Here is a 23,257-nt window from a genome sequence, read left to right as displayed (position 1 = left end):
TGCCTGCTAAATCGGGATAATACTGCCTAAGTACCTACAACACCCGTGATTATGACTCAGACACCGCTTTATAAACGTTTTTCTGCCAGCTTAGACGCCTTACTGGCAAACAAGGTAGCACGTGAAGAAACGCATACGGTAACGCATACGGCAACACGTGGCCTCACCGTTGCGCTCTCGGGTGGTGTTGATTCAATGGTACTGCTGCACTTGTGTCACCACTACGTGCAAATTCATCCTCATCTGGCCCTGCAGGCGATTTATGTTGATCATGGCTTGTCGCCTAATTCTTTGCAGTGGCAGACATTTTGCCAGGCACAGTGCGATGCATTGGCGGTTGCGTTTACCCCCGTCTCCGTCAAGGTCTTGGCACAAAACCGGCAAAGCCTCGAGGCTCAGGCCCGCACAGCACGGTATGAAGCATTGGACAAACGGGCGGATCAGGGGCATGCACTGGTGCTCGGCCAGCATGGTGACGATCAGGTTGAGACCTTTTTACTGCGTCTGAAACGGGGTTCAGGTCTGAAAGGGCTCGGTGCCATGCACGCGCACAGTATGCTGCCATCTGGGCGCGTCTGTTTAAGGCCTTTGTTGTCATCAGAGCGCGCCGACATAGAGGCGTTTGCACAGACATTTGGCATTGCCCACATCGAAGACGAGTCAAATCTCAGTGATCGATTTGATCGCAATTTCTTGCGTAATCAGGTACTGCCTTTGCTAAAATCCCGTTTTTCGGGATTTATTCCCAGCGTTATGCGCACCGTTGAGTTGTTGCAGGGGCAGCAGGCCTTACTGGACGAAATCACCCAGGCTGATCTGGCGCAATGTCGCAGTGAGCTGAGTTTATCTATCAGCCGCCTTGCACAATTTGCCCCATTGCGGCAACAAAATCTGGTACGTGCCTGGTTAGCGGAGCTGGGTGTCCAGATGCCATCGCAGAAGCAGCTTGATCAGATCCTGAGCCAGGCACTTAATGCACGGGCTGACGCACAAATGACGGTTTCACTGCCTGGCGGGCAGGTCCGGCGCTTCAGAGATCAGTTACATTGGGTGACTGAACAGCCGCCGCGACAGGTACAGTGTGATGTTGGCCTGAAAAAGGTGGCGCTGGATGACAATACAATCCTAAGTGTAATTGAAGGTCAGGGAGTTCGTCACCCGACTGCAGATGAGCAGGTGTCAGTGCGGTTTAATTGCCTGAATGAAAAAGTGAAACCGCCCGGGCGCAGTGGCCGTAATACGCTTAAACATTGGCTCAAAGACTATGATGTACCCACCTGGGAGCGCAGTCGCGTGCCTTTGATTTATTATAACGACGAGCTGGTGCAGGTCGTTGGGTTTTTCGTCAATGAGGCGTATGCATCGTCTCAGGGACTTAGCTGGAAGTTAGAAGATGCAAGAAACACAAAAAATCGGTGAATCGCTGGCAAATAAGGCCATCTGGGCAGTACTGGGTTGCGGTGCCTTGTTTATTGTTTTGGTGATGAACGGGGGTCTGAATATTGGTAATGTTGTGCTCAGCCTGAGTGTCGGCGCGCTCAGTGCGGCATTGCTGCTGGCGTACTGGCACGGCAAAGGTGGCAGCTTTTTTATTTTTGGTCTGGGTGCGCCCATGCTGGCAATCATTTTCAGTGACCTGCCTAACTTTTTATCACTGGCCTGGGTGATCAACAGCTTCTTTTGCGGCTTCTCTGCATTGTTATTGCTGTATAAATTGATTTTGCTGCGTAAGTAAAATTACCTGCAATACACGTTAAATGTCAGGTGGAGAAATCCTTTTACTAACCTTTCGTGATGGTGTTTGACACCGTTAGTAAGTTAATTAAATCCCTGAGGCAGGTGGGGATAAAGGCCATATTGCGTTAGGGGACGCAATATGGCGAGGTTGTCTGACTTAGATTGTACGGGCGCAGTTTCGACCGGCGTCCTTGGCGCGATACAGGCCTTTATCTGCTCGTGAGAAAATCTCGTTCGGGCAATCCTTGCTGGTTGCCAGTGTAAAGCCGATACTGGTGGTCACGTCATGATTCTTCATAATCGTACAGGTTCTGACGGACGCCATAATGCGCTCTGCAATTACCTTATTGGTGGTGAACGCCGGGTCGTCTATCAGTATCGCGAACTCATCGCCACCAAAGCGGAAGACCGTATCGGTCGCACGCACCGAAGACTCCAGAATGCGGGCAAATTCAATCAACACATTGTCGCCCATTTTGTGGCCATAAAGATCGTTAACTTGTTTAAAGTTATCGAGATCCAGTAGCATCAGGCTAAAGTTGCTGTGATGACGACGACTGCGCTCCAGCTTTTTGGCCAGAAACTCATTGAACTGGCTGCGGTTCGACAGGCCCGTCAGTGAATCTTTGGTTGCCAGCTTCAGAACCCTTTGATACATCAGGGCATTTCTCAGCGGATACAATAAGCAGGTGTGCAGCTGGATAAGCCGGGCCTGCAGAGCCTCGCTGAGACGATATTTACTGAAGTACACAATCTGACCCAGATGCTGGCTGTTTAACTCCAGATCAAAGGTATACGGACTGAGCTGATTGTTGCTCTGTTGCATCTGAAACACCCCTTCGCTGGAGTGAAACTGTAATCCGGCCAGGTTAATAATACGCTTGATGTAACCTGCAAAGATGTCGAGCAGCCCGTTGACATCCAGCGTTGTTTGTAATTTTTCAGTCAAACTCATCGGGTTTTCGGGGACGTGCGACATTTGCATTTGTGCATTAAACGGCAAAAAATCCCCGCGCGTCGGCGCCCGTTGAGTCAAAATATGGACATTTTCCATCTAGTATTCCCCTAAGTACAACATTCGAACTGTTCTAAGCGAGTTTCATGCCAAAAATTTAAACTGGCTGAAAAACAGCTGCTTGCTATATTTAATAGTGGATAAAAATTGCTCAACACTATTTTATTGACGCTTGGGAGGCGGTTTGCAGCAAAATTTTGCCGGGTTTTTAGGTGAGGATGTCACCAGTACGCTAGTTGCCGCCCTGGAAGGTCAGTTTGCCGGGTTGATAGCCTTATTGCTCTGCGCCGTTGTTTTGGTGTGGTCATTTAAGCGGGTTGGGCTACCGCCTATTCTGGCTTATCTGCTGACGGGCCTGCTGGCTGGTAGCTATGGCTTTGGCTGGATCAGCAACAGTCACGAGATCCAGCTGATTGCCGAATTGGGCATCGTTTTTTTACTGTTTAGTCTTGGTCTGGAATTCTCTATTCCCAAATTAATGGCTATGCGCAGCGTGGTGTTTGGTCTGGGCAGCTTGCAGGTGCTGGTCACCACTGTGGTGTTGGCGGTGATATTAAAGTACCTGGGGTTTAACTGGATAGAGGCACTGATCATCGCCAGCTTAATTGCGCTGTCTTCAACCGCCGTGGTGGTTAAAGAACTCAAAGAGCGGGGAATATTGAATATTCGCCGGGGTCAGCTGGCTGTGGGGGTGTTGTTGTTCCAGGACATTGCCGTGGTGCCTTTGCTGATCACCATTCCTTTATTAAGTCAGTCTGATAATCAGGTGCTGGTGGGGGCACTTATACTGGCTCTCGCCAAAGGCGCATTCGTGTGTATGCTGTTGTGGGCCATCGGCAAATGGGTCTTACCCAAAGTGTTTAATGAAGTGGCCATGGCACGCACTGATGAGTTATTTGTACTGACCACCTTAGTGGTCGCGCTGTGTGCGGGTGCACTGACTTATGCATTTGGCTTGTCTATGGCGTTAGGGGCATTTCTGGCGGGAATGATGCTGGGCGAAAGCCAGTTCAGGCACCAGCTGGAAGCCGAGATCCGGCCATTTCGCGATATTCTGATGGGGCTGTTTTTTGTTACCGTTGGCACGCAACTGGATGTGTCTTACGTGATCCAGTCCTTTATTTATATCGTGCTGGTGCTGGCGCTGCTCATTGTTCTTAAACTGGCCATTATTTTCCTGTTGGCACAACTGATGGGAGAGCGTCGCAAAGACGCTTTTGCAGCCGGGATCTTGCTATGGCAGATGGGTGAGTTCGGTTTTGTACTGGTTGCTCTGGCCGGCAAGCACCAATTGCTCAGTGCAGAAGTAGCGTCGTTCCTGATAGCGCTGGGGGTGTTGTCTATGGCGTTAACCCCGTATTTGATCAGCGAAACAGACAGGCTCATTAAGCTGCTACGCATAGACAGCGAAGGTCGGCCAGAGCCACACGAGCAGGGTTTTATTACCTCCAGTAAAATTAAAAATCACGTGGTTATCTTTGGCTATGCCCGCGTCGGCCAGACCATAGCCCGCTTTTTGCGCCCGGAAGCCATTCCTTATATTGCCGTGGAGCGTAACCCGGCCATTGTTCAGGAGGCGCTGACCGCCGGGGAGCCCGTGGTGTTTGGTGATCCGACCCAGCACGAAGTGCTTAAGTCGGCCAATGTCAGTGAAGCGCGTCTGGTAATTGTGTCATTAAATGATTTTGACAAAGCTCAGGCCGTGATAGATGCGGTTAAACGCTTTGCGCCCGAGGTCAAAATTTTGGTCAGAATGAAGGACGATACCCATCTTGAGGCGCTCAAAGAACTCGGAGCCACTGAGGTGGTGCCAGAGTCACTGGAGGCCAGTTTGATGATGGTGTCGCATGTATTGTATATGTCTGGCGTACCCATGCGGCGGATCCTCAAGCGGGTGAGCATTGAAAGGCAAAATCGCTACGAATATCTGCACGGCTTTTTCACTGGGGACAGCCAGGAAATGAAAGAGTATTCGGGGGCTGAAGGATCAAGTTACAGTTCAGACCGGCTTGAATACCTGCACGCCATAGCCTTGCCGGACGAGGCCTTTGCGGTGGACAAATCAATCGCCGAGCTGGATCTGGCACGGCACAAGGTGGTGGTGAAAGCGCTGCGGCGCAACGGCGAAGAAATCTCTATGCCGGATGAAGAGATCACCCTGTGTGCCAGCGATGTATTGCTGCTCAAAGGCAAGCCGCGCCGGGTAGAGCGCGCGGAGCAATTTTTGTTAGATGGCCTGCCATAACGCAGGCCTTAGGTTAATCCAGCTCCAGAAATGCCCGGATCTCATCCAGCCGGGCCAGTCCATCCTGATAACCATACTCTATCAGCTCCCGGGTATAGGCTTTTTCGAACAACAGATAACTGGTTAAACTCGACGGAGAATGCCGTTTAACCCCGATGGAGCGGAGTAAGAGTTTAATGGCCAGCGGCAGTTCATCGTAATAATGCAGCGCCAGTTCATTGAAATTATGCGTGGGGTTAACCACCAGAGTCTCGATGTGTTTAAGTTCTTTGTGCTTGTCTCTGGCGGGCAGTAATCCCACGGTGCGGTTAACCCGCTCCATGCGCTCCAGATCGGACTGCAATGTATCGCTGAACACGCTATCGAGTAAATGACCCGCAACCACCGACATGCCGGGAAAGTGTGGCTCATAGCCAATGGGCGTGGGGATTTTGGGCTGCTCAACACCAATGACAAAAATTTTCTCGGCGCCCAGGTGGATTGAAGGGCTTAATGGTGACAGCTGGTGGATAGAACCATCGCCGTAATAATGGTGCCGAACCCGCACACTGGGAAATACCATGGGAATGGCACTGGAGGCCATCAGGTGGTCCAGTGTAATGTGGTCGGGCACACCAATGCGCTTGGCACGTTGCCAGGGGCGCGCATCTTTCGCCTGATAAAATGCCACCGAGCGGCCTGTAGAGTAGCTGGATACCGTCACCGACAGCGCATCCAGGTAGCCGCGCTGAATGTGGCGGTCGATACGGGATAGATCAAGCACATCATTCAGCAGCTGACGTAGCGGCGTGTTGTCCAGCAGGCTCGCGGGGGGCTGGTTGATATATTCAGCCTGAAAGCTGCGCATCATATTGCCCAGAATATGACCGAATGCTCCCACAAAACCGCTCTCATACACCATATCGGTATGAAAGTTCTTCCAGATTGATTCAATTTTGCGTATCGCCAGATGCATATTCGAGGCGTAGCAGGCCAGGCCGGCGGAATTAATGGCGCCCGCCGATGTACCATTAATAATGCGAAAGGGCAGCGGGGCGGTTCTGGGCAGGCTGTGTGCCAGCGCTTTCAACACCCCAATCTGGTAGGCTGCACGGGCCCCGCCACCGGTTAGCAGCAGTGCCGAACGAGGACATGAACGCGAACTGTGATGCTTACTCATATGCTTCCTTAACCGCTTACATGATTTGGGTTGATTTGAGAATTATTTGCCAGCCTGCACAGGCTGGATACTGTTACTATAACGATTTGTTTAACTTAGTAAAATAGCAATACATCGTGGCTTTGGACCAAATTCATAGGCGATTCATATTGAGTCCATATGCTCACTAAGCACGAATTGGTATTGCACCTTGTCACGGATGCGATATCTTTTAATGGATACTCACCAATATTGGATGCATTTGTGAGTATACGCGTTTAAAGAGACTAAAAATGCCATAGGTTGCAGCTGCAAAGGTCGTAATAACGACCAGCAATAAGCTATAATCTTTTGTATATTATAGATTATTTTTGTTGCCTTACTATGCGGCGATACGCCTTGATGGCATTTTAATCACCGTATGTGCAACTTATTCGTTTAGAAAAATTAATGGAGCTTCCATGTCAGAGCACAACTCAGCAGAACCAAGGAAAAGCAAGCCGTCTAACAGCCACTTATTGCTTGCCGTGAGCGTGGTTATAGCCCTCGTTATCGTGGCCATATTTGTGCTTTCAAACCGGGATAATCAGCAGGAAAACACCAAATTTAAACAAGATGTCGTCGTACCGGATAAAACACCGACGGAAGTGGTTAATACTGCCCGTCCGGAGCCCGTGCAAGAAGTCCAAGAGCCCGTTGAGCCAGAACCAATTGTTGAGCCTGAACCAATGCCAGAGCCAGAGCCGCTGCCACAGCGTGAGCCCGAGCAACCTGTTGTTGCACCGCTACCATCACTGGATGACAGCGACGTGGCCCTGAGCGAGCAAATTTCGAATTACCTGAATGATACCGCGATGGATTTAGTGGTGACGGAAGACATGATCCGCCGCAGCGTGGTGTTTGTTGATAACCTGGCACAGGGTAAAGTGGCTAAAAAGCACTTCCCGGTCAGCAAGCCTAAAGATAGCTTTATGGTTATTGAAGATGACATCATCATCACCGATCCAAACAGCTTCGAGCGCTACACGCCTTATGTGAACATGCTGAATGCCATGAGTACTGCGCAGCTGGTACGTACGTACAACAAATTCAGACCCTTGATAGGTGAAGCCTATGAAGAAATTGGCTACGACAGCGGCGAATTCGACCTGACGTTACAAGAAGCCCTGGGCGAGCTGCTGGAAACCCCAATCCCGGAAACCAGCCTGCCGCTGCTACAAGAGTCTGTGACCTACAAATATGCCTATGCAGAATGGGAGCAATTATCCGATGCACAAAAACTTTTCCTACGCATGGGCCCGGAAAACATGAAAAAGATGAAGAAACGTCTGCAAGACCTAAAAGTCGCGCTGGCAAAGTAAGCTAAAACCGAAGAAAAAAACCAACCAAAACAGCAAAGCTCGTCTAATTGTATATTCACTATGCAGTTAGCCGGGCTTTTTAATATTTCCCCTTGCAACCAGACGCGAAACTCGCGATAATCCCTCCCGCGCCAAACAAGGCCCTCAATGGTAGTCTTATTGGTCCTCTCGCAACGATAGTTCGTGAACCTGGTCAGGTCCGGAAGGAAGCAGCCACAGCGAATGACTCGTGTGCCGGGATGTGGCTGGTAAGACTGCCACCCAAACTTCAAAGTTTGCGGTGTCAGAATTCACTTCATAAAATTCACATATCATCCAGATTACAATTCGTATTTTTAATACGATACTCAATCATTCTCTAAATAATTTAATCCTGTATACCATCTGGTAAGGTTTTACATCGAGTCAATCGGTGAACATAGCTTCTAATATTCCTTATATCGCTATATTTAAGAGGCTAGCACAGGTCATATATCCCAACTACATAGTATTACGCATGGAAATTGTGTGATTAGCTCCTACACTAAATAAGCACAACACGCATTAATGTCTTATGGCCCCATCATGAATGCTATTAAGCTATGCACTTGAAATTACACTAGTGGTAGTCATAGTAGTTGTGTCTACGCTTTAAACTTACTTTTAGGAAAAACCACAAAATGGAATTACTATCCCCTTGGGTATCAGTTAAACGCTTTTCAGAACATTCACTTTCTTGCTTTTCGGTAGAAAATTATGAATGACCCAATCAGAGATTGGATATCACACCAAACCTTATTTAAAGAAGCTATTGTTGCCTTTCATCCTGAAGCAGGAAAAGACTACTACTCGAACAACTTAGTATCTAGACTCAGTATGCTAAAGCAACAAGAAGGTGCAGTTAATGGCCGTTTGTTTGGTTATATTTCTTTAGACTTCAAACTGACTAGCGACTGGAAGTTGCCCGAAGGTGTTATTGTTGAGCCTTCTATTATTGTAAATCATGGAATCAAAGACTTAAACGGTCAGGAATGCGTTCAATCTTTCATATCACCCGTACTCTTACCTGAGTGGGTACCTACCTATTGTCGTCAGCTATTTGTACAGGGGTTAGCGGCAGTGGTCTCGTTTACGACATCTAGATGTGTTTATGTGCATGGAGGCACAATTGAAAGTGTAACTTTGGATGAACTTGTTCCGCTTGAGGAGTTCATTGCTGACAACCGTGGCGACAATTTTGCAAATATCGAGAATGCTAAAGTGGTTATCAAAACTGCCCGTGGTGATATTTGGGGGCGCTTTTGGAAGTTCATGCCAATAGATCGACCTGAAGCCTTCCCTCGCTTAACCGCGCAAATGGATGATGCCGGTGAGCCGTTTTTAAATGTAGAGCTAGATAACGATCTTAATTTCACAAGTGTACTCAATACACTACCTTATAACGCTTCAACTGACGAAGTTATGGTACTGAAAATAAAAGATCTTCGACAGGTAGCGGCTATGCACCCTGTGAACATGGGTGGTGGACCAATAGTTGAAATACATAAGGATGTGCTTGATGAGTGGAATATTCAACTATCAGATGCGATCTCAAACTTATGGCAACTTCCCTACAAAGCAGGAAGTAAAAAGTTTGATTACAAGAAGTGTATGCAAGCTATTAGAATGGTGCAGCTGGCCCACCATAACTATAAAGAAGACTTCGACTTGTCTTTTTCTACGCTAGTTTCAGCAATAGAAAGTATAGCGCAAATTGCCATGCCAGAGCCTGATAAGCATGTACGCCATAATGAATGGAAGAAATTAACAAAGGATGATCCTGAACTTAATGCACTTTTTCAACACTATTGCACATTGCAGGGTAACGATAAACGCCTGAAAGAACGTTTTGCAGATTTTGTTTTTAAGTATTGCCCTGTTGAACTGTGGGGGAACTTATACGACGACGGTATTCTTCAGCACGGGTTTAATTCGCATTGGAATAGTGGCGTAGAATTCAGCAGAGAAAAAAATGAATTTACACCGGCTTTTTTTAAGGCTATTCAATTAGAGAATATAGTCAAAGATACATACAAATATCGGTCAAACTTTGTTCATAGAGGTGAGTCCGCTCCACATAAACACCCTGTGCTGAGCTCATTACAACGATTTTTTGAGTTGCAATTTAATCACGATGGAATTGAAAGGTTGGAGCGAAAATTGTGCAAGGAGGATCGGGGGAATAGGGAAGATAAAGATATTTATCCTTTTACATGGACCTGTGGTACGGGTGAAGAGAGAAAGGTTCACAGTGTGACTGAAGAGGAGCTATTTTCAACTAAACGAGTTTTAATTAATCGTGATCTAATGCGTGAAATTGCAATCAAGTCCATAAGTCGTTATTTATCTGAACAAGCTGAACTACATAAATGATTTAAAAAAGATTAATGAACTGACACTATTTGTGGAGTTTGGCTAAATTCTTCTAGGAGGGAGTATGAACAGTGTAGGTAAGACCTATTTCAAAAGCAGAGCTGTAGGAAGGCTTTCATCAAAAAATTTAAATGAACTCAAATCTAATCTTACTGACATTGAGGTAGGGAAGGAGAAGCTCCAAAAGGAAATTAACTCTACTAATGAAAAGTTGAGAAAACAAAAGTCTGAGCTTTCTTGGATCAATTGGTTTCCTCTGAAACTCGCTTTGCAAACAAAGATCGAATCTATGAAACAAGTTGTGGAAGAGACAAATGAGACACTGAGTAAGCTTGAACGAGACTATGATAAACATAAGTTAGGGCTCGAAATATCTCTTCCTGAACAACTTGAAGCTGCTTTTGGTACTCTTGACGATAGGTTTTCTGAGATGATTGATGCGGAGAAGGTGTGGGATGTAACAACGTCTCAATCAATAGATCGTGTTGCAGAGAGAACTACAGCAGATAACGCAATTGAACGAACCGAGGTCTGTTTAAGAAGGGCACACAACAGTAAAATACAATGTGACTACAAAGCTCTTCATCTAGAAAATGCTAATGGTGGAGATCTGCATATTTACCCCCAATTTTTTTTTATTGAGAAAGAGGATGATTTTGCACTGATTGATTTGCTTGATGTTAATATGGATTTTTCTCTGACTAATTTTATTGAAAGCGAATCCGTGCCGATTGACTCAGAAGTTATCGACCATACATGGGCTATGTCAAATAAAGATGGCAGCAGAGATAAACGTTATGCCGACAACTATGAAATTCCGGTAGTTCAGTATGGAAAACTACACCTGAGCTCAAAGTCAGGCCTAAATGAGGTCTATATGGTAAGCAATTCGGAGTCAGCGTATGGCTTCAAAATAATGTTTGATGAATACAAAGAGGTATTAGCGAGCTCCGAAACTAGCAAGAATTCTGAACATACAGGGCGGCTTTTATCATAGCGGGTTGTAGCTCCGATTGTTTCTTCTTTTTAAACGTATGCAAACTACCGAAAACTCTATTTTCCAATGTCTTAGTCAAAAAGGCGCACTTGCCTTTAAAAGCACAAGTGCGCCGTATATTGGTTTAATCAATAAAGTGCGCTAATCATAAATGTATCAATAACACTCGACCGCAACGGTGTTCCAGGTATTCTGGCTACCATCGACGTATTTGTTGCAAATGCCTTTGGCAAACAGGTTTTCCAGGTGGTAGCCAAAGCTGGTGAAATGGACCAGGTTGCCGAAGAAGGGGAACTGGCCGTAGAATTTCAGTTCGGCGAGCATGTCGTCGAGGTTATAGTTCGTTTGCTCTGCGATAAAGCTCTGATCAATGGCTTGCAGGTTGATGATGGTTGGATCCGGGAAGCCGGGAACTACGACATGCAGGTATTCTTCATCATATTGACCGTCGTAAAACTTCACCGTTTTCATCATTTCGGTTGGTGACAGCTGAGTCATGGCTTGTCTGAAGTCGGTGACTTCGAACACTTCCCGAGTCAGGTTACGGTTCACGTTGATTTTGCCTGGCAAAATATCATGCAATGCGCGCATTACGCCTTGCTCATCATCCGTGACGCTTTGCGCCAGTGCATAGTCAGGGAATCGGGCATTGGTGAAGCGTTCATAAGACTCTTTAACCATACCCATAAAGAAGGCAACCGTTTGCTGGCGCGCGATGACGTGCGCCTGTTCCTCGGTGACCGTTCTGGACATGAGCAATGCCGCTTTTTTACCCGTATAGAAGCTGACCAGGTTCTGGGTGATTGAATACACCGCTGCATTTGACGAGTTTTTAGGGTTACCGCCCTGATGAATGCGGGTGCCATCGGCGTAATCAAAAATCGTGCTCAGGTCAAAACGACCGTTTTCTTCATTTTCGCGGGTGGCGGTATTCCACTGGAACAAGTCGTGAGAGGCAAGCCCCATAACACCCACATCAACCACACGGATTGGCTTTTTAGCAAACGCTGGCAAGGAGCACAGCAAAAGCAACAGGACAGAGAGTATTTTCATTTTGTAATGTTTCCTTTTATGCAAATGAGAATCATTATTGTATTGCGTTTTTCTGTGTGGATCAATCTAAGTGTCTGAGTAAATGCGAAGTTAATTACGCTTAAGGTGTAAAGCTAATCGACCGCCTGTTCGGCTTTGGTTTTCTCTCTTCCGGTCATTAAAAAGCCTTAAAAGCGTCATGTCATTCCAATAAAACCTTAATCGAAATAATGGTTTGTCGAAATTCAGGTGTCATTTTTTATCACTAATGTGTGCTGCGAAATTTTTTACTCACGGGTCTGTCTGTGCGGAACCTGGGTGTAAAAAATCATTAACAAAGACAAAAACAATAATGAGATTTCGGAGACGTAAAATGAAAGCTAAGCATGCGCTGTTATGTGCACTGATGCTGAACAGTACACACAGCATGGCCGATTCACTGAAAGTAATGGCATACAATATTATGCAGCTCAATGTGCAGGACTGGGATCAGGAGAACCGGGCGGAGCGCTTGCCTTCTGTACTGGCCTCAATGAGCGACAGTCCGGATGTAATTTTGATCAGTGAAGCTTTTAACAGCGATGCCGAACAGGCACTGGCTGAGCTCTCTGCACTTTACCCTTATCAGACGCCCAATGTGGGTCTGGACTGTAGTGGCAGCGGTTGGGATGGTCTGACCGGTAACTGCTCAAACAGCCCGTTTGTGATCCGTGGCGGTGTGGTGATTTTGTCTAAATACCCGATTATTACGCAAAAAGCCCATGTGTTTGAAAACAGCCTGAATGGCAGCTGGGATTATCTGTCAAACAAAGGTTTTGCCTACGTAGAAATCGAGAAAGACAGTCAGCGTTATCACCTGATCGGCACACACTTGCAGGCAACCCACGACGGCGATACGGCTGAGGAGCACCGCGTGCGTATGGGTCAGTTAAGTGAAATTCAGTCGTTTATCAGTGCCGAAAACATTCCGGCCAGCGAGCCGGTTATCATTGGCGGCGACATGAATGTTGAGTGGAGTAAGCAGGATGAAGTGGCCGATATGCTTGCAACCTCACGTGCTGAGTTAAATTTTGAGACGCCTGAGGTTGGCTCATTCCCGGCAAAATACAACTGGTTTACCAAAGCCAACGCGTACTACTTTGATTACAGTCTGGATTACAACGATACGCTGGACTACGTTTTCTGGCACCGTGACCACAAGCAGCCAACCAATGCACCAAGCATGGCGGTACGCTACCCGAAAGCAGAGCAAAACTGGTACTGGAGCTATCTGCGTGGCAACTGGCGTTTAAGCGACGGCCGTTATTATCACAATGGCTACTATAACGAATTATCAGATCACTACCCGGTACAAGTTAACTTTGAGTTTTGATAAGTATCACTCGCTGAATAGAGCCCCATTGTCATCCCGGCCGCGTGCGAGCCGGGATCTACACACATTCAGCACAGTTGTATCCGCCAAAAGCAATACTGACAGTCGTTACCCCGGGCGCGTGCAAGCCAAGTTTGCATAAATACAGCATAGCAACATCCGTTGCAAAGCAAGGCAGACAGCCTCAATCGTCATCCCAGACGCATATGTTCGGGAATAAACTTGAGCGCGCTGTTATTCCAAATGGTACCAAGAAGCCAAACTAAAAACTGTTTATAGATACAGATCTAAATGAATGTGACCAATAGTCATGTCTAATTTCTCGTTTTCTCCACGCATTCAGATCTCGTTTAAGTCAGCCATCATTTTTAGTTACATAGATTCAATAAGTTAGTAGTTCTACATAACGAGACCCCAAATCTCGCTATGATCACGGCTCGGTTTTAACAGCACTGTTTTGGCTTGAGCAACTAGTAAAATAGTGGTAGGTTGTTGTTCTTATTATGAATAAATATTTTTTAGTGGTGGATTAGGGTGGCTTTGGGAACGGGGTTTAACCGGTATTCACGCTAATAAGCTGTTATGTGCATAGGAGGCTCGGTGAACAAACTGCTGTTAATATTTTTTGTGCTTTTGTTGTATTCTCCAACTAGCTTCTCATGCTCGTGTAAATTGAAGTCAGTGGCAGAATCCTTTTCTGATTCAAAAGCCGTTTTACTTATTGAAGTTCAAAAACTTGAAGTGTTTAGGAACGCAGATGATGGCACGATAAAATACCTTGAAGCGAAATTCAAAACGGTCGAATCCTTTATGGAGGCAGAAGATGATATCAACGTCTTAAGAACTTATAGTAATTGTGGTTTAGAACTATACCCATCTCAAAAATATTTAGTCTACGTACCAAAGGAAAGTACTGTTAAAAACTATGTTTCAAGGTGCCACGGATCATTTAAGTACCTACCGCAAGTTGAATACACTCGAGCTAAATTAGATGCAGTTCGCAAGTTTGCACATAACAAGTCGATGAAGAAAGGGACATAAAATCATTGGCTTGGCGCTCGTGCCTCGCTAAAGTATAACCAATTATTTTATTGCCACTTATCGAGGCGTTAGGCGTCACAACGTTAGTGAGAACATTTACAAATGGAAAGTAGTAAAGAAATTCAAATTGGAGGAATAGTTAGCTTTTTCCGCGAACACCCAGTGCTGATTGTGTCTCTTTCAATTCTACTTTGTTCCTGCGTGGGGTATTGGAGCGAGTATAGATTGATGCAATCATTTGGCATAAATATCGTCGTTTTTGCTGAAGCAGATGACTTCCTTCTAGCTGCATTTAAAAACCCAAGTATATTTGCATTTTCTTTTCCAGTATTCGCCATGGGCATAATGATTGTTTGGTACCAGCTCAGAAAGCTGTCAATAATAAACACCAGACTACGTTACGAAGAGCTTGATATAAGGAAGGAATTTGAGGGGAGAATATCAGCCTCAGAACTTGAACAGAGAGTTGTCAGTGGAAAAGCAAGCTTCCTAGCCAGACATCATTACAATAGAGGGCTGATCGGTGCAGCGCTTGCTGCTGTAATTGTATCTGGGATATTGGCAATGTTTTTACTAGTCCACATAGAAACTGACAAGCAACTGGAAAGAATACGAAGTAACCCCTCCCACTACTCAGTGCTTGAATTAAGGACAAATAGAGTATTGCTTCCCGAAGAAAGTGAAAATTTAGTATTAATTACCGCCACTGAGAAATATGTATTCTTTTACTTAAAGACAGAAAATCAACAAGGTGAAACAGTTGTTGTTCCAACTGCAAGTATAGCTAGTATGTTTCAGATCCCCACTGGGGTCGGAAATAAAAGAGCCATCTATAGGGAAGTCATTAATTCAGGAACTGAAAAATTTGAAAACCCTAACTTAGATTCGGTTTTGAGGGCAATCGAGAACCTTATAGGATCTAAGGTTAATTTGCCTGCCGAAGAAATTACTATTTTGACAGCTGCAAACCTCAATTTAAGATCAGGCCCAAGTCGAGATCATCAAATTATCTATGTGCTCAAGGAACAAACGGAAATTGAGGTATTAAATGTAGATAATATCTGGTTTTTTGTTAAAGACTTAAAGACCGGTGATAAAGGTTGGGTACACAGTCGTTATGTTAAAAGTATTGTGAAAGACCGCCTAACAAGTGGGTCCAGGTGACGCCTACGGCGCACCTGACCCAAGCGTTATGTGTTCTAAGTGGCAATGTCATCTTGAGGAAGTTTATGAATGAAGCACAGTGGTTAAGTAGACCTTTTTTTGAATTGTTTTGTGATGCAATTGAGTTGGCAAGGGGTAGTAAACTTGACGAGCCTAGCGTAACCGCACGAGCATCTATTTTGACAGTGATATTATCGATTGAAGCTGGGGCTAATTGCTTTCTTGATTGTTATCCGATGTCCAAGCATTTGAAACAGTCCATCGATAAATTTAGTCCATTGGATAAATACGACTTTCTATTCTCAATGAGAATGGACGGTACACAATCTCATTTTGATAGGGGAAGTAAGCAGGTGCAAAATATAAAGGAGATGATCAACCTTCGAAATAAATATGTGCACCCAAAACCAAAAGCAAACAATGTTAAGTTAGAAGAAATGAGCGGGAATAATACCTTCTCTCAAGGTGAAAAATTGACTCCACAACTCAAAATCCCAGAAGAATCGAGTTGTTGGAATGGTGAGCACGCAAGATGTGTAATTAATGCGGTTGCAGATTTTCTAAGTTTTTTCTTGATAAAACTTTGTAAGTACGACTCTAAGGAGGCAACACGATTTTTATCATCAGAAATGATTTATAAGAAAAGTCATCATATATTCTTTGGTGAAAGTTGGGCTGAAAGCCTTGTCTTTATAAGAGATAATTGGAAAGCCAATATTATATTTGTACATGATGATTATTTGCCTATATATACCACACAACAAGTTTCTTAAACGGAAAAACACATATACGCACAAACATATACGCAGACACCCAGCGTTATACGTTCCTTTTATGGGTCTTTAGTGGGTGACTGCGAGTGCTATGTAGAGTAAAGAAATGATAAACCAAGAGAGTTGGCACTCATAGGTGAGGAATTTCAGCTCGAACCGTAGTGATTTGGTATTTTGGGGCACAGATAAGTGCTACCAGAGTGCGACGGTCATAACTTGAAGTCAGGACAATACAAATACGCAGACACCCAGCGTTATACGTTCCTTTTATGGGTTCTTGGTGGGTGACTGCGAGTGCTATGTAGAGTAAAGAAGTGATAAACCGAGAGAGTTGGCACTCATAGGTGAGGAATTTCAGCTCGAACCGCAGTTATTTGATATTTTGGGGCACAGATAAGTGCTGCCAGAGTGCGACGGTCATAACTTGAAGTCAGGACAATGGCAATATTAACCTAATAAGCGTTCACAATTAGCCAGATTAGGTCGTCGCTTTTTTTGCAGGTGTTCACAAAATTCAGTCACGGCTTGCTGTCTGCCGACTGCACCGTGGAATACTTTGGTAAATCGCGTGGTGAGCTTTAGCCAGTTTTCAGGCTCTATTTGCAATCTGGCGAGGATAGCTTGGGTATCGCAGATGTGGCCTCGCTTGTCTGCGCGAATGCATCGACCAGTGAGCTCAACCAGTTCAATGTAGTATTTAAGTTCAAAGGGCAGTCCTTTAGGCATGTTTTGTCTTGGGTTTCCAGCAAAGCGCAGAAGGCTATTTGGTTGTTTGCCATGCTGTGCGTGTTCAATGCGTTTTTTGATACTGGTGAACTCAGAAGTTTCCGGTGTGTTGGCCATTTTGGCCCGAATAGGGTTGAGGTCAACGTAGGCCATGCAAGCGGCCAGTGCTGCTTCATCGAGCAATGCCTGAGACTTAAACCGGCCTTCCCAGAACCGACCTGTACAGCCATCTTCTTTATTGGCTCGGCGGGCCATGTCTTCGTTGAGTACGCGCATAAACCAGCTGATGCTTGCAAGTCTTTCGCGGTATTTGTCGATAATATCGTCGAGCATAATGCGTTCTGACGGGGTGAGTTCGTTACCTTCCACGAATTTGTGTGTCAGCCAATTTCCCTTAAACAACTTGTGCCATCGGATAGCGATTGCTTTGTCAGATAGTCGATTGGCTTTTGTGTCATCAACATACATAACAATGTGAGTATGGTTACTCATCACAGCGTAAGCACAGATATCAATGCAGAAAATACGTGCCAGCAGAAGTAGTTTTTCTTCAACCCATCTTCGGCGATGTTCATAAGATTGACCTGTTAATGGGTCTTCACCGCATAAAAAGGCACGCCTTACGCAGCGAGAGATGCAATGCTAGTATTTCGTGTCAACTAAGCTGACCTGGCTTTTCCGTGCCGCTGGCATTGAGTTAGTCCTTATCCTTGGAGCAGATTAACAGCATAGGCGATGGGGGGGTATGGCAGACAAGTTTTTGGTTGGGTGTCTGCTATTCCACAAGTTTTTAATTGGGTGTCTGCTATTCGTGCTGTTTTGGCTTGAGCAACTAATGAAATAGTGTTAGGTTATTGTTCTTATTATGAATAAATATTTTTTTGTGGTGGATTTGGTAGGCTTTGGAAACAGAGTTTAACCGGTATTCACGCTAATAAGCTGTTAGTTGCCTATGAAGAAATTTTTAAGTTTCTTATTTATAACAACCTTTAGCATTAATTGCGTAGCTCAAGGAAGTAGCGTGAAAATTGAAGAACTAATCGTAAACGATAACTATGCTTTACAACTTTGGGAAGAGCGTGGGTTAATGCCATCACCAGCGCCCGTAATTAAACAACTCGAAAATGTGACAGTTAGTTTTCTTAAGTATCTGAAAGCAATTAATGAAAACTCAGAATTAGATAAACCATCAAAGCTGGAGCAAGTTCAACGACTTGTTGACCAGTTGCCTTGGGATGACTTTGACACCGAGGAAAAAGAGTTTTTGGCTGACGTAATCGCTCCGGCAATTGAGTCAATGGGGTTTAACCCTTGGTCCATAATTTAAGACGGCAACTAACAAGTTACTCAAAAGGACGCAAAACACTTGGCTTGTACTCCTTCGTCGCTAATTTTAGCCAAGCATTTATGCACCCATTAGTAAGGCGTTCATAGCAAGTACGATGCAAATCACGAAATGGAAATCACTGAGGCTGCTCTGGCTTCCATGGTTTATATTCCATCTTTACATCTATATTGAAATTTCGTTTTTTATAGACTCTCCTGATGTTATTCAGGCAATACGAAGTTTGATTACCTCTTCAATTTTGATTGGGTGTATTTTTTATGCTCTGGGTATACGGTTTCTTAATAGAGCATTCTGGCAATCTTTATTGGTTATAGGGATTATTGACGAACTAATTGGAGGGTTCGAAGAAGGTGGTTTTGACCCAGTTACAGTAGTCGTAATTTTTTCATTTTATTTTGTTTTAGCGCTATACGCTCTTCAAAACAAAACAATTTGGCGGTTTCATCAAGTATCTGAAACATAACAAGAAACAATGGCGCCAATAGCTAACTTTAACCATATCAGCCATCCCGAGGCGTCATCCGGGATGGCTATTTTGTCCTTTAAATCCGTGTTTGGTTAGTCCTCATTGTGCGTCCGTTCAGCGATCCGCGCCTTCAGAGTTTGCACAAAGCTCCGTGATACCGGGATTGGGTTATCTGCGCCTGCCAGCATCACAAAGTGTTTGCGGGCCTGGTATTTAAGCGCTAATAGCTGGGTGGCATTAATGATGTAGCTGCGGTGCAGCCGGTAAAACTGCGACTCGGGCAATTGGCTGCAAAAGCCATCAAGCGTTTGCTCAGAAATAATAGTCTCTGTGTTGTGAATCTCTGCTCCGGGTTGGGTCAGGTGCACCCGCCGATAGCGACCAATACTTTCAATATAATTGATGTGCTCAAATTCAATGAGCTTTTGCTGTGCATGATCACTGAGTGTCAGGCACGCTGCGGAGCCCGATGGCTTAATCTGGGTCTGCTGACGAATGATTTTGCCTATGCTTTTGGCAATCAGCTCTGGCCTGGCGGGTTTGACTAAGTAGTCGATAGCATTGGTGTCAAAGGCTTTCAGTGCGTATTGTTCGTACGCGGTCATAAAAACCAGCTGATACTGTAAATCCTGCGTCGCTTTGGCGACATCAAAGCCATTGAGCTCTGGCATTTCAATATCCAGAAACACAATATCCGGGCGCTTAAGCATGATCTGTTCAATGGCGGATTTGCCATCGGCTGACTCGGCAACAAGGGTGAGCTCATCAAAGCCATTGATCACTTCTTTTAACTGTTGTCTGGCTGCCTGTTCGTCGTCGACGATGATCACGGTTTTCTTAGTCATACACGGCTCGGTTTGGTTATCGGGGTAGCTGGATAAAAGCACTGGTGCCTTCATCGCAGGAGATCAGTCTGAAACTCGCGGCGCCCCGATAATGCAGATTCAGGGTTTCGCGAATAATGCGCAGTCCCTCGCCCTGACTAAGCTGGGTGTCATCAAAAGGCGCGCCCGTATCCTGCACTTCAATCAGCAGGCTATGCTCCGTCGTTTCAATAATGATACTGATATGGCCTGCGCGTGCGTAGGGGGCAATGCCATATTTCACGGCGTTTTCAACAATCGGCAGCAACAGCAAAGAGGGGACCGGCAGCGGGTCGAGTTCACCCGGGCAGTCCAGATCAAATGTTAGTCGATCGGCGAACCGTTTTTGTTGCAGCACAAGGTAAAGCTCCACCAGTTTGAGTTCCTGCTCAAGCGTAACGAATTGCTGCTTGGCCAGTTCAATGGTGTGGCGCAGCAGATCACTCAGATCGTAAATCAGCGCTTTTGCCTTGTGCGGGTCTTGAGTAACTTCACTGGCGATCAGGTTGAGCGTGTTGAACAAAAAGTGCGGATTCGACTGCATTTTCAGCATTTGTAACTCAGCTTGTTGTGCCTGTAGCTGCGACTGAAAGTGATAGGTTTGCTGCTTGAGCATCAGCATGACCGCAATGTAGACCAGGGTCTCAAGTAACATAATCACTATGGGCAAAAAGGTCACCTGGGTCACTGCATTGCTGGTGGGCAAGCTGACGATAGGGCCAATCAGCACGTACAGCAGAATGATGGAAAACGGCCTGAGCAGCCAGATGTTATGACGACACCATGCAGGTAAAAACTGGGCTGGCAAAAACCGCGCACAGATTGACTCACACAGGTTAAACAGCAGGTAGCCTGCACAAAACCCGCTCCATATTTTCACTATCACCTGAGCAAACAGGGTCAGCGTAAATATATCGAGCAGCAGCAAGACACAGGACAGCAGCAAGATATTGAACCAGGGCCAGATCAGTAAAAATATCCAGGCCTGGGTGGTGCTTTTGTTATAAAGCCCGGTCTGGCTCGCTGTGGTAGGTGCTGTATTCACTCGGTGATCCGCTCGTCATTGATGGAGTAAATGGTACAAGCAAATTTGCCTGGATGAAACGTTGCCACGACACCATTGGCGCAGACTTTTACACCATCTGCACGCAACAGGCTGGGGCGGCCAATTGTGCGGTGTTATTCCTGTGTCCCGGTAAGACAAGTCATTGTCATCTGATACATAAGGAAAAACAAACATGGTTTACAACATCCGAACATCACAATTCAAATTAAAGCAGTCAGTTATGACGTTGCGTAAGGTCATCGGCGTGTGCCTGCTTAGCAGCATATTGGTGGCCTGTAGTGACAACGATGATGACACGGCCAGTGTCGAAGAAACGGTCAGCGCAGATACCCCGGTAGAAATCCGGCCGGCAAGCGGGCCGCTCAGCGAGGCCTGCCTGGAGGCAGAAATGGTGCCATCAACCACCAGCAAAGGCGTGGAATTTATTCGCACTCCGGATGCGTGTTTTGATGAGTTACCTGGTTATGACTTCGCAGCGAATTATCTGGATATTGAAGGGCTGAGGCTGCATTACGTTGACGAGGGACCAAAAGACGGTGAAGTGGTGCTCATGCTGCACGGCCAGCCGAGCTGGTCGTACTTATATCGAAAAATGATCCCGATATTGGCTGAGGCCGGTTATCGTGTGATTGTCCTTGATAATATGGGCATGGGTAAGTCAGATAAACCCCTTAATGTGGCGGTGCATCAGTACGAACATCACGTCGCCTGGACCAAGGCGTTTATTAATCAGCTACAACTCACCGATATCAATTTGTTTGTGCAAGACTGGGGCAGTTTGATCGGGTTGAGAGTGGCGGGTAATATGTCTGAGCGCTTTGCCAGGATCGTCGTCGCAAATGGGGATATGCCTATAATTCCGACCGGTACTAACCCTTATCACGTGCCCAGCTTTGAGATAGATGAGTCGCAACCGGCAGATGCCAGCACCTTTTTTGATAACCGTTCAAGCGATCGCGTCGAAGGGTTTCAGCAATGGATCGATTATGCCGCCAGTGTACCGGATCTGATGGCGGGGGATGTGGTGCAAAAGCTTTCTGCAATTGAACTGACTGAGGCCGAAGTCACCGCATACAATGCGCCTTATCCCAATGTGCAGTACAAAGCGGCTATCCGGGCGTTTCCTTCCATGCTCTCCGGCATAGAAATGCAAACTTTACCGGCATGGCAAACGCTGGGCGCTTATCATAACCCGTTTATGTTCAATGCAGGCGAATATGACACAGGACTCGGCAGCGAAGCCAATCAGCGCAAGTGGGTGGATCATGTACCAGGCTCTGACGGGGTAGATCACAGACGTTTTCAGGCCGGGCACTTTATCCAGGATGATGTAGGAGAGGACCTGGCGCTGCATGTGTTAGATTTTTTGCAAACGACCGCGCCACAGACTCCGCTGGTCACGGGCGGGCCAAGCTACAACATGCGGTACTGTGAGATCTTATTGCCTTTTCTGCAAGATGACAAAATAGTTGCTCAGGTGTGGGGTACGCCGGGCGTGGATATGTGTCGCCAGGCTCAGTGGGATGCCATTGACTTTGAAAACATTGCCGCAGAATACGGCGCACTAAGTGCGATCCCTAACGGTCCACGCTTTTTTGTAGTGGACGAAAGTCGCGGCGCGGAGGTGATAGCGCAAGAGGCTGAAACGCAAATTCGCCAGTTCGGAGAGATAAACATGCGTTTATTAACCACCGCTGATTTGAGCGCTGCGCGGGGCGAGCAACTTCCTTATGTTGCCGGTGAGGTGTCGAGAAGCAATACCTGGCACTTCTATAAAGGCAGACGCATTTATGAGCTGACTGATAACACAGGTCAGGTTTTTGTGATGCAGTCGTTCAGCCGTATTTCGGACGCTTCATTGCAAATGGATGACTTGGCAAACCTGGGAGACCGGCTCACGCTGCCTGAAGGCTGGACGTTTTCCAGTCGTATCCTGACAGAACCGCTGGATATGACGCCCGTCGAGGGCATTGCTTATGTATTGCAGGATGAATTAGGCAATAGTTATCAGCTGGTGCAGTAGTCTTATCAGATCACCTACCTGAAACAACTATTTGCTTGACATGGCCCAGACACCAACATTGGAGTCGGTGTCTGGGTCAGGGCTCTGCAAACCATGACAAGGACCAAAGTCAAAGAGACGGATACTCAGCGAAGCGGTCCTTTTTGAGTGAACTCGCTATGGCTTTGGCCGGCCAGCTCGATGAGAAAATTGACACGTCTACCGTTGAACAGTGGCATCCTCGCATTAGTTAAACTATCCCGTTTTGATTAATAAGTTACAAGACAGTATGAGCGTTACTTAGTATCTTTTTTGGGTGCGGATTGACACTTTTAATTACAGGAACAGCGTTCTGAGTTTGCATATTGAAGTGTCAGGTTTGATCGAAATTAATGTATATTTTCATAGGGGAAGCGTCAGATTTCAATATTTAATCCATGTGCAGTAGTGTCTTATGCGTTTTCAATTAAAGTACATTGATGGTTACTTTCCAACCAATAATCTTGCAGGTATAATGCGC

18 protein-coding genes and 1 other RNA gene are annotated in these 23,257 nt (G+C 45.9%); 13 read left to right on the top strand and 6 right to left on the bottom strand.

Annotated elements, in window-relative coordinates:
• Nucleotides 1–51 precede the first annotated feature (51 nt).
• Together tilS and IY568_RS03125 are read left to right on the top strand one after the other, a co-directional pair.
• Nucleotides 52–1,419, top strand: coding sequence for a tRNA lysidine(34) synthetase TilS (gene tilS / locus IY568_RS03130; RefSeq protein ID WP_194866770.1), 1,368 nt, complete (start codon nt 52–54; stop codon nt 1,417–1,419).
• Nucleotides 1,394–1,735, top strand: coding sequence for a hypothetical protein (locus IY568_RS03125; protein ID WP_138538987.1), 342 nt, complete (start codon nt 1,394–1,396; stop codon nt 1,733–1,735). The genes tilS and IY568_RS03125 overlap by 26 nt, the downstream gene beginning before the upstream one ends.
• Nucleotides 1,736–1,894: 159 nt before the next feature.
• Here the strand turns inward: IY568_RS03125 and IY568_RS03120 are convergent, their stop codons facing one another.
• Nucleotides 1,895–2,791: a GGDEF domain-containing protein gene (locus tag IY568_RS03120; protein WP_010385773.1), complete on the bottom strand. Its 897-nt coding sequence runs from the start codon at nt 2,789–2,791 to the stop codon at nt 1,895–1,897.
• A 205-nt stretch (nt 2,792–2,996) separates the two neighbouring features.
• On the opposite strand from IY568_RS03120, the gene IY568_RS03115 reads away from it, so the two are divergent.
• Entirely contained in the window at nt 2,997–4,997 is a 2,001-nt protein-coding gene (locus IY568_RS03115) for a monovalent cation:proton antiporter family protein (protein WP_040644791.1), read from the top strand.
• Between the two features lie 13 nt (nt 4,998–5,010).
• On the opposite strand, the gene IY568_RS03110 is transcribed toward IY568_RS03115, so the two are convergent.
• Nucleotides 5,011–6,156 carry a patatin-like phospholipase family protein gene (locus IY568_RS03110; protein ID WP_194866769.1) on the bottom strand — a complete coding sequence of 382 codons (1,146 nt, stop codon included), beginning with the start codon at nt 6,154–6,156 and terminating at the stop codon, nt 5,011–5,013.
• A 440-nt stretch (nt 6,157–6,596) separates the two neighbouring features.
• Here IY568_RS03110 and IY568_RS03105 point away from each other — a divergent pair, with 440 nt between their 5' ends.
• The 4 genes from IY568_RS03105 to IY568_RS03090 all read left to right on the top strand — a co-directional run bounded on the left by IY568_RS03105 (nt 6,597) and on the right by IY568_RS03090 (nt 10,884).
• Nucleotides 6,597–7,496 carry a DUF3014 domain-containing protein gene (locus IY568_RS03105; protein ID WP_194866768.1) on the top strand — a complete coding sequence of 300 codons (900 nt, stop codon included), beginning with the start codon at nt 6,597–6,599 and terminating at the stop codon, nt 7,494–7,496.
• A gap of 157 nt (nt 7,497–7,653) precedes the next feature.
• Nucleotides 7,654–7,750, top strand: an RNA gene (gene ffs / locus IY568_RS03100) — signal recognition particle sRNA small type.
• Between the two features lie 481 nt (nt 7,751–8,231).
• Nucleotides 8,232–9,887 (top strand): hypothetical protein, encoded by a 1,656-nt coding sequence (locus IY568_RS03095; RefSeq protein ID WP_194866767.1) that lies wholly within the window; start codon nt 8,232–8,234, stop codon nt 9,885–9,887.
• Between the two features lie 64 nt (nt 9,888–9,951).
• Nucleotides 9,952–10,884 carry a hypothetical protein gene (locus tag IY568_RS03090; RefSeq protein WP_194866766.1) on the top strand — a complete coding sequence of 311 codons (933 nt, stop codon included), beginning with the start codon at nt 9,952–9,954 and terminating at the stop codon, nt 10,882–10,884.
• 156 nt (nt 10,885–11,040) lie between these two features.
• Here IY568_RS03090 and IY568_RS03085 read toward each other — a convergent pair whose 3' ends face one another.
• Nucleotides 11,041–11,937, bottom strand: coding sequence for a hypothetical protein (locus tag IY568_RS03085; protein ID WP_194866765.1), 897 nt, complete (start codon nt 11,935–11,937; stop codon nt 11,041–11,043).
• Between the two features lie 352 nt (nt 11,938–12,289).
• On the opposite strand from IY568_RS03085, the gene IY568_RS03080 reads away from it, so the two are divergent.
• The 4 genes from IY568_RS03080 to IY568_RS03065 all read left to right on the top strand — a co-directional run bounded on the left by IY568_RS03080 (nt 12,290) and on the right by IY568_RS03065 (nt 16,266).
• A complete protein-coding gene (locus IY568_RS03080; protein ID WP_194866764.1) occupies nt 12,290–13,288 on the top strand; it encodes a sphingomyelin phosphodiesterase in 999 nt (332 codons plus the stop codon).
• A 600-nt stretch (nt 13,289–13,888) separates the two neighbouring features.
• Complete coding sequence (locus IY568_RS03075) at nt 13,889–14,329, top strand: hypothetical protein (protein WP_194866763.1); 441 nt, start codon at nt 13,889–13,891, stop codon at nt 14,327–14,329.
• 102 nt (nt 14,330–14,431) lie between these two features.
• Nucleotides 14,432–15,493: an SH3 domain-containing protein gene (locus IY568_RS03070; protein WP_194866762.1), complete on the top strand. Its 1,062-nt coding sequence runs from the start codon at nt 14,432–14,434 to the stop codon at nt 15,491–15,493.
• 65 nt (nt 15,494–15,558) lie between these two features.
• Nucleotides 15,559–16,266, top strand: coding sequence for a hypothetical protein (locus IY568_RS03065; RefSeq protein ID WP_194866761.1), 708 nt, complete (start codon nt 15,559–15,561; stop codon nt 16,264–16,266).
• 447 nt (nt 16,267–16,713) lie between these two features.
• Here IY568_RS03065 and IY568_RS03060 read toward each other — a convergent pair whose 3' ends face one another.
• Entirely contained in the window at nt 16,714–17,628 is a 915-nt protein-coding gene (locus tag IY568_RS03060) for a transposase (RefSeq protein WP_323744713.1), read from the bottom strand.
• A gap of 385 nt (nt 17,629–18,013) precedes the next feature.
• Between IY568_RS03060 and IY568_RS03055 the strand changes: the two genes are divergently transcribed.
• On the top strand, nt 18,014–18,319 hold the full coding sequence (locus tag IY568_RS03055) for a hypothetical protein (protein WP_194866760.1): 306 nt from the start codon (nt 18,014–18,016) through the stop codon (nt 18,317–18,319).
• A 579-nt stretch (nt 18,320–18,898) separates the two neighbouring features.
• Here the strand turns inward: IY568_RS03055 and IY568_RS03050 are convergent.
• Both IY568_RS03050 and IY568_RS25225 read right to left on the bottom strand, forming a co-directional pair.
• A complete protein-coding gene (locus IY568_RS03050; RefSeq protein WP_194866759.1) occupies nt 18,899–19,651 on the bottom strand; it encodes a LytR/AlgR family response regulator transcription factor in 753 nt (250 codons plus the stop codon).
• A gap of 16 nt (nt 19,652–19,667) precedes the next feature.
• Nucleotides 19,668–20,714, bottom strand: a complete 1,047-nt coding sequence (locus IY568_RS25225) for a sensor histidine kinase (RefSeq protein ID WP_194866758.1) — start codon at nt 20,712–20,714, stop codon at nt 19,668–19,670.
• A 241-nt stretch (nt 20,715–20,955) separates the two neighbouring features.
• Between IY568_RS25225 and IY568_RS03040 the strand changes: the two genes are divergently transcribed.
• Nucleotides 20,956–22,758, top strand: coding sequence for a haloalkane dehalogenase (locus tag IY568_RS03040; protein WP_194866757.1), 1,803 nt, complete (start codon nt 20,956–20,958; stop codon nt 22,756–22,758).
• The last annotated feature ends 499 nt before the right edge of the window (nt 22,759–23,257 follow it).

This window comes from Pseudoalteromonas sp. PPB1 (assembly GCF_015356275.1).
GTDB classification, from domain to species: Bacteria; Pseudomonadota; Gammaproteobacteria; order Enterobacterales; family Alteromonadaceae; genus Pseudoalteromonas; species Pseudoalteromonas rubra_D.
Note: the sequence above shows the minus strand (reverse complement) of the source record. Positions and strands in the feature narration are given on the sequence as shown.

Coding starts and splice junctions, on each gene's coding strand:
- IY568_RS03120 (WP_010385773.1), bottom strand. CDS start 2,791: ATGGAAAATGTCCATATTTTGACTCAACGGGCGCCGACGCGCGGGGAT.
- IY568_RS03080 (WP_194866764.1), top strand. CDS start 12,290: ATGAAAGCTAAGCATGCGCTGTTATGTGCACTGATGCTGAACAGTACA.
- IY568_RS03050 (WP_194866759.1), bottom strand. CDS start 19,651: ATGACTAAGAAAACCGTGATCATCGTCGACGACGAACAGGCAGCCAGA.
- tilS (WP_194866770.1), top strand. CDS start 52: ATGACTCAGACACCGCTTTATAAACGTTTTTCTGCCAGCTTAGACGCC.
- IY568_RS03125 (WP_138538987.1), top strand. CDS start 1,394: ATGCAAGAAACACAAAAAATCGGTGAATCGCTGGCAAATAAGGCCATC.
- IY568_RS03065 (WP_194866761.1), top strand. CDS start 15,559: ATGAATGAAGCACAGTGGTTAAGTAGACCTTTTTTTGAATTGTTTTGT.
- IY568_RS03090 (WP_194866766.1), top strand. CDS start 9,952: ATGAACAGTGTAGGTAAGACCTATTTCAAAAGCAGAGCTGTAGGAAGG.
- IY568_RS03110 (WP_194866769.1), bottom strand. CDS start 6,156: ATGAGTAAGCATCACAGTTCGCGTTCATGTCCTCGTTCGGCACTGCTG.
- IY568_RS03095 (WP_194866767.1), top strand. CDS start 8,232: ATGAATGACCCAATCAGAGATTGGATATCACACCAAACCTTATTTAAA.
- IY568_RS03105 (WP_194866768.1), top strand. CDS start 6,597: ATGTCAGAGCACAACTCAGCAGAACCAAGGAAAAGCAAGCCGTCTAAC.
- IY568_RS03040 (WP_194866757.1), top strand. CDS start 20,956: ATGACGTTGCGTAAGGTCATCGGCGTGTGCCTGCTTAGCAGCATATTG.
- IY568_RS03070 (WP_194866762.1), top strand. CDS start 14,432: ATGGAAAGTAGTAAAGAAATTCAAATTGGAGGAATAGTTAGCTTTTTC.
- IY568_RS03085 (WP_194866765.1), bottom strand. CDS start 11,937: ATGAAAATACTCTCTGTCCTGTTGCTTTTGCTGTGCTCCTTGCCAGCG.